We start from the raw sequence: 7,997 nt of genomic DNA, 5'->3' as shown, positions 1-7,997 counted from the left end.
GATTTAAGGTTTTAATAACTACTTTTGTGCCGATATTCTGATTATCCCATGCTAAATATGTGATGCCGAAGCCTCCTTCTCCTAAAGTTTTTTCTATGGAATATCTGCGGTTATTTAAAGTAGTACCTGGTTGCCAGTTGTTCATTTTAGTTAAATTAATAATTTTGTTAATTGAATTTGTTTATAAGTTTAGTTTTTCCATCTATTTAGAGAGAAAATATCTACAAAAAAATATTGCTACAAAGTTGTTTGTAAAAATATGGAAAATTCATCAAAATAATTGGGTTTAAAATCCCGCCTGAAAAGGTGAATTTTTTTTGGATAGTTGCTAAAATTCCCGTTACAAAGATAACTTCTGACTTCTGACTTCGTTAAGTTTGCGGAGCATTCTATAAAATATTACTCGTACAATAGTGAGGAAAAGTACAAATCTCGGATACGAAATTAACGCAAAGGTTGTTAAATCTAAATCGATGATTTATTTCTACAGTCAGACAATCATAAAATGGTACATCTGATATTTGTAAATTGATAACTCAGGAAAGGAAATAATAAAAGTTTCAGCATTGGATAGAAGTTTGTTTTTATCAGACTGAGATGCACCTAGCCTAAAAATCATATATTGTAAAATTTCAACCATTTATCTTCTTTTGTTTTAATACTTATTTGTTCTATCTTTCCTATTCCCTACTCTCTGACTACAGCAATATTTTATTAAATCGGCATTCATAGTTTTGTAAGTTTTATAGGTGCTTTGACTGTAACTATTTTTGTAATTTGGTATCAATAATTTTTAATCTCTCAATGTTGAGAATACGATAGGACTTATTGTGACTAATACTGTGACGAATAAAAGTGCTATTTTTTGTTCAAAAGTTGTCATTTCCCAAACTTCTCCAAAACCTATAGTTATAAAAACTGTGCGACTATCTCTTAACAAAACACTTTGTGAAGTTCCTAAAAAAGAAGTATAAGCATCAAAAATTACGGCAATTATATGAAATGGGATTAATATTTTGTATTTATCATTTCCAGATTTTGACCAAATATCTTCTGCATTGCCACTCAACCCTAAAATTAAAGCACTACCAATAAAAGCACTTATATAAATAGGAATATGTTCTGGTTTCCAATCAGTTACTCCAAATATACCAATTATACCTAAAAGACTGGTAACAAAATCCCAAATAGATCCTGCTGCAAATATAAAAAGTAAAAATCCTTTCATTTTATTTAACTTCAAATTTGTTTAAATTTATTTATCTGAAATAAAGAATAATTCCCACAATAATAACTGCGATAAAAAAGAATATTACCATGAATAAATTATTTGAGATTCTTATTTGCTTGTGAGGATTTTTTTTTGGGTATATCGGTTTATATTCCCTAGTTAATATTTCATTTTGGTTAATTACTGGATAACTGGTAGGTGATGCTTCTATAATTTCCCACTTTTGAATAAAATCTTGAAATTCTTTTGTGGATATAGCATAAATAAAGTCTTTAAGAGATTGCCATTTAGTTTGAACTAACCAGTTAGATGACTGCTGCTTGCGCTCTTTTTTATCAGCAAATTGTACATAGAGTTGAGCATCAATTAAATCGGGAGTTTTTCTCCAGTTAATTTCTAATTTTTTCCAAGAATCTAAAAATTCTTGTTGGTCTTGGGTAGGTACTTCAAAAGCAAAGAAAAAACTTACCTGCATAGTAAATTTGCCATAAATCAATTAAATACCTCCTGTCTAGTAGTATTGATGAAGTAATCAATAACTAATACTTTTTTTATTTGCCAGTTAAGGCTGTTTTATTCTGAATTTGCCTGTTTTCTAGGCTTTTTTTGAGTGATTTTATTTCCTTACTTGAAAAATCAAATAAGTTACACCCTATGAATATAGCGTTTCTCAAGTTAGTGAAGTACAGTGGTTTTCCGGATTTTCTAGTGCAGAATGGCGGAAATAACTGACCAGTTAAAAAATCCTAAAAGCCTTACCAATCAATACTTCTGACTTCCGCGTAGCGGCACTAGTCACTATGTCATCTGGAAATAAATTTCACAGCTAATAGAAAAATAAAAGTTTTTACCAAAAATGAAACATCCCTAGTTTTTTTTAAGAGGGTAGGAAGGATAAATAAGTTCAAACTTTATAGATAAATTGGCATCAACAGAATACAAAGAATAATTCTTATACAACAACTCCTATATCTTTTCAGGAAAGTCAAAAAATTCAAGCAAAGTAAGTATTCAGCTAGCTCGCATTCAGTTTTTAGTTGTTTCATAAATAATGAATATACACTGCTAATATCAAGGTTAGTTGTTTTTTTAATACTTTTAATTTTCCTTAAACCTCTCAATACTAATTCCTATAAAGGCAGCGAATTAATGGCTGATTGCTGATTGCTGACTGCTGAATGCTTACCAAGCAAAGATTGATTTAGCTGAACAGTTTAACTGACAATAATTTCATACAACTATTTCATCGGAAAGTTGAAAATCATATGTGACATGATTTTAGTTAATTGGTAGAAAAAGCAGCAAATAGGCATATCTTAACAACTAAATTTCTCCTTTGTCAGTGACAATTATTGATAAAAAGTGACAAAAAGTAGCGCATTATTCAAAGCTATGTTACAGTACAATACAAAACTAATTCCTAAATTTACGAGAATGAATGTGGAAGAAGCACTGGCTATTGTAGAGGATGTCTTAGATGATGAAGACCGCTTGAATGATATTGAAGAGTTTATTTTTAGGCAATGTTGGCAAGGAAAACAGTCTTATGAAGAAATGGCGAAAAATTCTCCCTATGATAGTGAATATATTAAGTCTGTTGCAGCAAAATTATGGAAAAAATTATCGAAAGCTAAAGCCTTTAATGAAAAGGTAAAAAGAAAGAATATTCGGTCAGTTATTCGACGATATTTGCAGAGACATCAATTTACATCACATCAAAATCAAATAATAGGAGTAAATTTGAGTGGAACTAATTTAAGTGTAAATGAAGCTAACTTGTGTCAAACAGATTTACACGAGTTAATCGTACTTACAAATGGTAAAAAATTAGTGGAGGAAAGTACAAATACTAAAGCCGATCGCCTACAAAATAAATCCTATTTGAAAAACACAATTAACTGGAATGGATTAGATTTTAATTCTCAGGCAGAAGTAAAAATTGCCGAAGCACTCGACCGCGCCAATATTATATTTTTCTCCAACACAAAAATTAGATTTACCACTGCCACAGGTAGAGAAAATAAAATAGTTAATTTCGTTATATTACACAGGGAAAAATTAGGAATTATTCAAATTAGTAGCGAACCTTTACCAGCAGATTTAAACTTAGCTCCTAACATCAAAATTATTCGACATTATGATATTTCCTCTTGTACTCAACAACCAGATAAAGTTATAGCAGAATTTTTAGAACTATTAAATCAAGCATAAATAAAAATCTATCAAGATATTTTGAACTTCTTCAACCTAATTATCTGTTATACATCAGAAAATATATGTCGTTTCTCAGGTTAATGAGGTTTATCTTGATTTATTTTCCATTCCCTATTCCCTATTCCCTATTCCCTATTCCCTATTCCCTAAAAAAAACTAATTTTGTACCTCACCTCTTGTAGCAATTAAAATACTGTCACAACTTAGAATTATGAGTTATAGCACAAAGAAAAAAGAAGAGGCAAAAAATAAAAAGTTGAATTATTGATATTCCCATACCCAACTTACAACTATTTTATAAGTCAAATACATTCATAGCTGCTGTTATATATATACAGAATAAATGAAAAGACACTATATATATAGCAAATTCTATATTGGTCAAGTATACCCCGAAGCGGGCAAGATGCCTGGGAACATTTAATCGTTAATATCTGTACTTCATATATAGCACTTCTCAAGTTACTCAGGCACAGTTGTTCTTTTTATTTTATATTCCCTACTCCCTACTCCCTAAAACAAAGGAATTTTATACCTCAAGCTTCTTGATAATTGCTATAGTATATAGTTAACAAAAAATATAATAATCTTATTTTAGTTAGACATAAAATATCTTCAAATTGAGGAAAATCTGAACTGAGAACATCAAATACGGGAAAAAAATTTATGAATTTCGGTCTATTTTTTAGTTTTTTATAAATTATTTGATAATGCTATATAACCTTAGAAATATCTAGTGTTTAGCACTCATGTGTTTTCTTTTTAAAGAGGGGTAATTGTTAATTAGGGTTTGCTAAATAAGTCTTTTTGCGCTCGGCAGGGAGTAGGGAGTAGGGAGTAGCTAAAACTCAAGAGTTGGAGGAAGTTGTAGAGGAGGTACTCAGAAAAATTATCTCTTGCCAACTCTGCCCAACTATACGCCAAAATACTCATTTTCTGAGCTTTATAAGGCAAGGCGAAAATCAGGTACTTTGTCACATTCTAAAAAGGCTACAACCTTTATCTATAAATACTTTGATATTTAATCAGCAACCCCTAATTATTAATTATTAATTATTAATTATTAATTGTTGAATATGTCTTTCAAATCTTTGACTAAATTAGTTGCTCAAATTTACGGAAAAGTTCCTATCCGTATCACTCTAATAGTGCCATTTGTAGTGCAAATTTTTGGGGTGGTAAGTTTGGTGGGATATATTTCCATGAGAAATGGCCAGAGAGCTGTTAATGATGTAGTTACTCAACTTTTGAATGAACAAGTTGCTAGGGTTGAACAAAGTTTACAAACTTATCTTCGTGTTCCTCATCAGGTTAATAAAATTAATGCTGCTGCTATTCGTAATGGTCAATTAGATTTGGAAAATACTTCTCAATTAGAAAATTACTTTTGGCAACAACTACAAATATTTGATGTTTTAACTTTTACGGGATTAGGGTTAGAAAATAAAGTTAATTTGGGGGCGGAAAGATTTGATAATGGTACTCTGACGGTGAGGGTTTCAACCGTAGAAAGTAACTATATTTTTGAAACTTATTCTACAAATCAATTTGGCGAACGGGTTGAGTTATTAAGTAGTATTAAATTCGACCCGCGCACTCGACCTTGGTATAAAGCTGCTGTGGTGAGGGGTCAACCTATTTGGAGTGAGATTTATCCTAATACTGCTGGTATAACTGCTTATCTTGGTGCATCTATGCCTTTTTATAATTTGCAGGGAAAATTGCAGGGTGTATTACTCACTAATATTAATCTTTCACAAATTGGAGATTTTTTAGGTGGCTTAAAAGTTGGTAAAACAGGACAAGTTTTTATTATTGAACGTTCGGGAATGTTAGTGGCAACTTCTACAGGAGAGAAGCCTTTTCATACTACAAATAAAGCTTACGGAGCCCAACGAGTTAAAGCCACTGAAAGCCAGAACAATTTGACTAAAGCTACGGCAAAATATTTAGCCAAAGAGTTTAACTTCAATAAATCAATTAATAGTCAACAATATCTAGAATTTAAATTTCATGGTCAACGAGAGTTTATTAATGTCAAACCCTTTCAAGATAAGTATGGTTTAGATTGGTTAATTGTAGTAGTAATTCCAGAAACAGATTTTCTAGAACAAATATATCAACAGACCAAAATTACGATTGTACTTTGTCTATTAGCTTTACTTTTAGCAACGGCAATTGGAGTTTTAACATCTCGTTGGTTGGTGCAGCCAATCTTACAATTAAAAGATGCAGCTACCGCTTTATCAGAAGGAGAATTTAATCAGATAATAAATTTACAACGTGAGGATGAAGTAGGTGTCCTTGGTAAAGCTTTTAATTCTATGGCTTTTCAGTTACGAAATTCCTTTGACATTCTCAGAACTAAGAATGAACAACTAGAACGTTTAGATAAATTAAAAGATGAATTTTTAGCTAATACATCTCATGAACTTCGTACTCCTTTAAATGGAATTATTGGCATTGCAGAATCATTGATAGATGGAGCAGCAGGAAAATTACCATCCCAAGTTAACACTAATCTTTCTATGATTGCTAATTCTGGTAGAAGATTATCAAATTTGATTAACGATATTCTAGATTTTTCTAAACTTAAAAATCGGAATATTGAATTGCAAATAAAGCCAGTGGGAGTTAGAGAAATAACAGAGATAGTGCTGACTCTTTCTCGCCCCATGATTGGCAAAAAGTCTTTACAGCTAATTAATTCTATTAACCATGATATGCCGTTTGTGGATGCTGATGAAAATCGACTCCAGCAAATTTTTTACAACTTAATTGGCAATGCAATTAAATTTACTGAGTCAGGTACTGTTGAAGTATCGGCTAAACTTTTAGAAAATCAAGAAATTGAATCTACTAATCAACTTTCCTTACTAGAAATTACTATTGCCGATACAGGTATTGGCATTCCAGAGGATAAATTAGAGAGAGTTTTTGAATCATTTGAACAAGCAGATGGCTCTACGGCTAGAGAATATGGTGGAACAGGTTTGGGTTTAGCTATTAGCAAAAAGTTAGTAGAATTACATGGTGGTAATTTGTATGTTTCATCAGTAGTAGGAGTCGGTTCTAAGTTTAAATTTACTTTGCCAATATCTCAAAATAAAACTGTTGATTCTCCACAAGTTTCTTTGCCTTCACCAATATCTTTAATTACAGAATTTGAGCATAAAAATCAAGAAATCATAGAAGATTTAGCAGCAGAAAGAGGAGATTTTAAAATCCTAATAGTTGATGATGAACCAGTAAATCTCCAAGTTATTAGAAATAATCTGGCTTTACAAAATTATGCTATTACTCAAGCTAATAATGGTATTGAAGCATTAGAAATAATTGAAAATGGCTTAATTCCAGATTTGATTTTACTGGATGTAATGATGCCTCACATGACAGGTTATGAAGTGGCAAAGAAGCTGAGGGAAAAATTTTTACAAAGTGAATTACCGATTGTGATGTTAACAGCAAAGCCATTAATTTCTGATTTAGTAGAAGGTTTTCTTTCAGGAGCAAATGATTACTTAACGAAACCTTTTTCTAAACCAGAATTACTTGCCAGAATTAAAACTCATATTCGTTTGGCTAAAATAAATGCTGCTTATGGTCGTTTTGTTCCTCATAGTTTTTTACACTTTTTAAGACGTGAGAGTATTGTGGATGTCAAATTAGGGGATAATGTCAAGAAAAAAATGTCAATTTTATTCTCTGATATTCGCTCTTTCACAACCTTAAGTGAAACTATGACTCCAGAGGAAAACTTTAAATTTATTAATGCTTATTTATCTCGAATGGAACCAGCAATTTTAGATAATGAAGGGTTTGTTGATAAGTATATTGGTGATGCTATTATGGCTCTTTTTGGTAGAAGAGCAGATGATGCGGTTAGTGCCGGAATTAATATGTTAAAAAGTCTGGATTTATATAATCAAGAACGCCAAAAAATCCAGCAGCAACCTATTAAAATTGGCATTGGAATCAATACCGGCGACTTAATGTTAGGAACTGTGGGAGGTAGTAAAAGAATTGATGGTACAGTAATCAGTGATGCTGTTAATTTAGCTTCTCGTTTAGAAAGTTTAACTAAGTTCTATGGAGTCAATCTTTTAATCAGTGGAAATACTTTATTTGATTTAGAAGAATTCGATAAATATAATTATCGTTTTTTAGATAGAGTTAAAGTAAAAGGGAAAACAGAAGCAGTTGCAGTATTTGAAATTTTGGATGGAGATGCTGAAGCACAAAAGCAATTAAAAATTCAAACCAAAACTGAATTTGAACAAGCTATTCTTCTTTATTATCAACAGAAATATTCAGCAGCAAAAGAAATTTTATTAAATATTTCCCACATTAACCCGGAAGACAAAGCTGTAAAACTTTATCTCAAACGTTGTAAAAAATCTCAAATTTACGGTATTCCAGAAGAATGGAAAAAAGATATAGTAATTAGAGATAAATAGGGTTTGCGCTCAAAAGTATTTTTTAAGGAGTAGGGGAGCTGGGGAGTAGGGGAGTAGGGGAGTAGGGGAGTAGGGGAGTAGGGGAGTAGGGGAGT

At 31.4% G+C, this 7,997-nt stretch carries 4 protein-coding genes; 2 read left to right on the top strand and 2 right to left on the bottom strand.

All coding sequences use genetic code 11. The annotated features are described in order from the left end of the window. Positions 1 to 793: 793 nt before the first annotated feature. Together AC3DU7_RS19025 and AC3DU7_RS19020 are read right to left on the bottom strand one after the other, a co-directional pair. The gene (locus AC3DU7_RS19025) at positions 794 to 1,228 is read right to left on the bottom strand and encodes a hypothetical protein (RefSeq protein WP_488040883.1); all 435 of its coding nucleotides are present in this window, start codon (positions 1,226 to 1,228) and stop codon (positions 794 to 796) included. Between the two features lie 31 nt (positions 1,229 to 1,259). Continuing rightward, positions 1,260 to 1,727 (bottom strand): hypothetical protein, encoded by a 468-nt coding sequence (locus tag AC3DU7_RS19020; protein WP_488040882.1) that lies wholly within the window; start codon positions 1,725 to 1,727, stop codon positions 1,260 to 1,262. Positions 1,728 to 2,593: 866 nt separating this feature from the next. Between AC3DU7_RS19020 and AC3DU7_RS19015 the strand changes: the two genes are divergently transcribed. Continuing rightward, positions 2,594 to 3,442, top strand: coding sequence for a helix-turn-helix domain-containing protein (locus AC3DU7_RS19015; RefSeq protein ID WP_488040881.1), 849 nt, complete (start codon positions 2,594 to 2,596; stop codon positions 3,440 to 3,442). Between the two features lie 1,079 nt (positions 3,443 to 4,521). Further along, the gene (locus AC3DU7_RS19010; RefSeq protein WP_488040880.1) at positions 4,522 to 7,902 is read left to right on the top strand and encodes an ATP-binding protein; all 3,381 of its coding nucleotides are present in this window, start codon (positions 4,522 to 4,524) and stop codon (positions 7,900 to 7,902) included. Positions 7,903 to 7,997: the final 95 nt, after the last annotated feature.

Source organism: Okeania sp. (assembly GCF_983059655.1).
The sequence above is the reverse complement of the archived record's forward strand: the minus strand, read 5'-3'. Positions and strand labels throughout refer to the sequence as shown.